Annotated in this window: 4 protein-coding genes; 3 read left to right on the top strand and 1 reads right to left on the bottom strand. The window is 58.3% G+C overall.

From position 1 onward, the window contains the following. Positions 1-214 precede the first annotated feature (214 nt). Positions 215-1126 (top strand): restriction endonuclease, encoded by a 912-nt coding sequence (locus KEC16_RS19510; RefSeq protein ID WP_211552075.1) that lies wholly within the window; start codon positions 215-217, stop codon positions 1124-1126. A 223-nt stretch (positions 1127-1349) separates the two neighbouring features. Here the strand turns inward: KEC16_RS19510 and KEC16_RS19505 are convergent, their stop codons facing one another. After that, positions 1350-1763 (bottom strand): hypothetical protein, encoded by a 414-nt coding sequence (locus tag KEC16_RS19505; RefSeq protein WP_211552073.1) that lies wholly within the window; start codon positions 1761-1763, stop codon positions 1350-1352. A 442-nt stretch (positions 1764-2205) separates the two neighbouring features. On the opposite strand from KEC16_RS19505, the gene KEC16_RS19500 reads away from it, so the two are divergent. Together KEC16_RS19500 and KEC16_RS19495 are read left to right on the top strand one after the other, a co-directional pair. Next, the gene (locus tag KEC16_RS19500; protein WP_211552071.1) at positions 2206-3393 is read left to right on the top strand and encodes a DUF6538 domain-containing protein; all 1188 of its coding nucleotides are present in this window, start codon (positions 2206-2208) and stop codon (positions 3391-3393) included. Beyond that, positions 3394-3645 (top strand): site-specific integrase, encoded by a 252-nt coding sequence (locus KEC16_RS19495; protein WP_211552069.1) that lies wholly within the window; start codon positions 3394-3396, stop codon positions 3643-3645. Positions 3646-3684: the final 39 nt, after the last annotated feature.

Raw genomic sequence — 3684 nt, 5'->3', positions numbered from 1 at the left:
GCCGCGCAGGATGTCCGCCGCGCCCCACATATGGTTCGAAAGCTGTTGAAGCGTCAAGATCGCCATAATATCCCCTAAGTGCCTGTGGTGCGGACTCTAACGGCCCCTGGCAGATTCGGCAATCTCCTCCCCGGCCCAAGATGATCATTGGTGGATTGACCTTGGTCCAGCACACCTTCACTCTGTTGCCGCCAAGAGTGGACGGGAGGGCGTTGTGGCGATTCCAGATTATCAGACCCTGATGTTGCCGGTCCTGCGCGTCGCGGCCGAGGGCGAACAACGCATTTCCGACGTGGTGGCCCGACTGGCGGGCGAGTTCGCCCTATCGCCCGAGGAACGCTCCACCCTGTTGCCGTCGGGTCGGCAAACCACCTTCGCCAATCGGGTTCACTGGGCGAAAAGCTACCTTGGCAAGGCTGGGCTGATTGAACTGACCCGCCGCGCCCATTTCCGCATTACCGACCGGGGCCGGGAGGTGCTGGTTTCGGCCCCCCGGCACATCAACACCAGATATCTCTCTCGCTTCCCGGAGTTCCGCACCTTCTCCGAAGCCGGAGAAAGTGCCGCGCCAACCCCAACGACCGATGCGGAACCGATTTCGCTGACCCCGGACGAGATCATGCGCAACGCCCATCGGTCGTTGGAAGCCAACGTGGCCGACGATCTGCTCCAGCGCATCCGAGCCGCTACGCCTGCCTTCTTTGAACGGTTGGTGGTGAGCCTGCTGGTCGCCATGGGCTATGGCGGCTCGGTCACCGATCTGGACAAGGCGTTGGTTGGCGGTAGCGGTGATGGCGGCGTCGATGGCGTCATCGACCAAGACCCCTTGGGGCTGGATCGCATCTATGTGCAGGCGAAACGCTACGCTGACGGCAATACGGTCGGGGCCGGGGCGATCCGCGACTTTTTTGGCAGCCTGGATCGGTTCAAGGCGACCAAGGGGCTGTTCGTCACCACATCCACCTTTTCCGCTTCGGCCCGCGATACCGCCGACCTGCTGAGCAAACGCATCGTGCTGATCGACGGCACCCAACTGACACGCCTGATGATCCGCCACGGCGTCGGCTGCCGCGTGGAAGAAACCCTGGTCATCAAATCGGTCGATGAGGAGTTCTTCGAAGGCTGAAGGGCGCCGTGCTGCATCCGCAGGATAAATATCGGTGAAAGCGAGGTGCAGGATGCCAACAGCCAACGATAACGTGATTCCCTTTCCCGACGACCGTCAACGGAACCCGGACGACTATGCCCAGAAATGTCCGCATTGCGGCAGCGCGACGTTCTGGATCACGCTGAAAAACCGCCTGAGATGCTTTGAGTGCGAGGAATTCTATGAGGTGGGGGACGATTGATCAGCGATCCGCGCCGACAAGGCTGAAAATCTTCCCCGCCACCGGCGTCATCATCACAACCTTGCCCGCGATGTCGATCTTCAATTCTCGGGCTTGGCCCTCGACCCAGCCTTCGAAGCGAATATCGGGGAGCCGGGCAGCCTGGATCGCGGGCAAGATGGCTGAGGCGAAAATCGCGATGGTGCCGCTGAACTCCACCTGCACATACCTGCCGCCTTCGAGATAACGGATCACTTCGATCTCGGCATCCTCGATCAGCAGGCCATTCACCGTGACACGCACGGGGACAGTGTGGTGCTGATAACGATCCTGCCGCACGGGTGCGATGCACTGGCAATTAATCGGCACCGCAATCAGGCGAAGCGGGTGTTCAACGGATTTGGCGGTTTTGGGGGTAATTTGGTGTGCGCGCATGGGTGACCTCCATTGGTGGTGGAGATGGTATTTATCCTGCGTGCGCAGTCGGCGGAGTTCCTCTGAGGAACTATTTTATCAGCCAATTGCCCTGAAAAAGCCCGAGGTGGCGTTCGCAAGAGCGAATGGGATCGCTCGGGGCGGCGTCGGGCCGTCGATCCGCCTCCGCACCCTGTAACTTCTTCCGTATACTTTTCCCGAATACTTTATTAGATGCGGCTTCCCGTATATATCGTCTAATGCCTTGATTTAAGTCAAAAAAAAGCCTGCACCGAAGTGCAGGCTCAAGTTTAGGTAGGCATTTTTCTCGCGCCTTAAGCCGTTGAAGTAATTGAAAAAAAACGAGTTTCAACAATCAGCACGTACATTTTTCACGTACATTTTTGCCGTTGCCAATGTATCAGACCAGCCATAGCATCGTTCCTGCGCAAAGGGGGACGTGGTGGGCAATATCCCGACAAAGGTTCGGTATCTGCATTGCGAGAGCGGGCGGTATTTTGCCCGTGTGCCGGTGCCGTTAACCCTGCGTTCGGAATATCGAAATAACGCCGTCAAACGGGCATTGAACACGGCTGATCGTCGGGACGCTTGTGATCGGCTTCCTGCCGCTGTTGCCGCCATCAAGGATGAATTCCGCACTAAGCTTGGTGAGGTCCAGCCCACCCATCTGGAAGACGCCGACCCCGAGACCATTGAAACCATGGTTCGGCGTGGAGACGAGACTTGGCGTCGGTTTGAGAGATGGTACCAGTTCATTCAAACCGACGCGGGGATGGGGTTGCTGGAAAACCCATCGGTGCCGCCACGCGAGGCATGGCCCGCGTTGTTCGAAATGCTTGGCATTCGTGGTTCCCCACAGGAAATGGAAGGGCTGGCAGCGGCAATGCCGCGCTTGTGGGTGCAGTTCCGCAAAACTCCTCATGCTGCCAAATTGCTCGATCCTGCCGTTAGGCGAATGGCGCCCGAGGAATTTTACGAATGGATTCTGGGCGCAAACCGGGTGGCTGCTGGCGAGTTGTTGGCGGCCAAGATCAAACGGGCAATCCCCTCGGTGCTGATTCCCAAGCCGGTGGTTCCCAACCATGTGAAGCCATTTGCAGAACGCTTCGTGGCGCCCCCACAGGAAGACCCGATCACCCTGGCGGAATTGATCAAGACGTTTCAGTCCGATCCATCGCGAGTCGGCAACCGGGCAGAGACAAAGCGGAATTACACCACTGCGTTTGCCATCCTGATGGAGACGTTGGGGGCGGCAAAAAACATCCGTCACATCCGGCGGCGTCCCGATATCATCAAAGTCCGCGACATCATCCTCAGCCTGCCGCCGCATGCAAAGAGCAACGGCGACTATGCCGGGATGACCTATGCCCAGATCGCCCGCGCGGTGCAGGAAAAGCTGCTTCGGGGCGAAAAGGTCGCCTTGCTGGACCCGACCACCCGGCGCAAATACCTGCGCTGTATCGGGACATTATTCACATTCGCCATCCACGAAAATGTGATCGACACCCATCCGGCCCAAGGGCTGTCGTCGTCGGTCGAGGAGGATAAGGATGGTGGTCGCGAAGGCTTCACGGTGGACGAACTAAAACGTCTGTTCCCGCCGGACTACAAGCTGGATGGTACGGCCTGAATGCCGGTTGTCGCGTTGTATTCCTCCATGCGCCCGACCGAGGTCGCCCAGTTGGATGTTGATGATGTCGGCAAGATTGATGGTGTGTGGGTTTTCGACCTCAATGAAGTGGAGGGCGACAAGCGGCTGAAAAACCGGGCGAGCGTTCGCCGCATCCCCGTTCACCGGCGCCTTATCGACCTTGGCTTTCTGGATTATCACGCAAAGCGGAAGGTGGACTTGCCCGGAAAGAGTGGAGAGCAAAGGTGTTAACTTTGCTTGAGGACGACTCTGATGACAGGTTCAGGAATG

Origin of the sequence: Magnetospirillum sulfuroxidans, from assembly GCF_018224925.1 — a bacterium.
Lineage (GTDB): Bacteria > Pseudomonadota > Alphaproteobacteria > Rhodospirillales > Magnetospirillaceae > Magnetospirillum > Magnetospirillum sulfuroxidans.
Note: the sequence above shows the minus strand (reverse complement) of the source record. Positions and strands in the feature narration are given on the sequence as shown.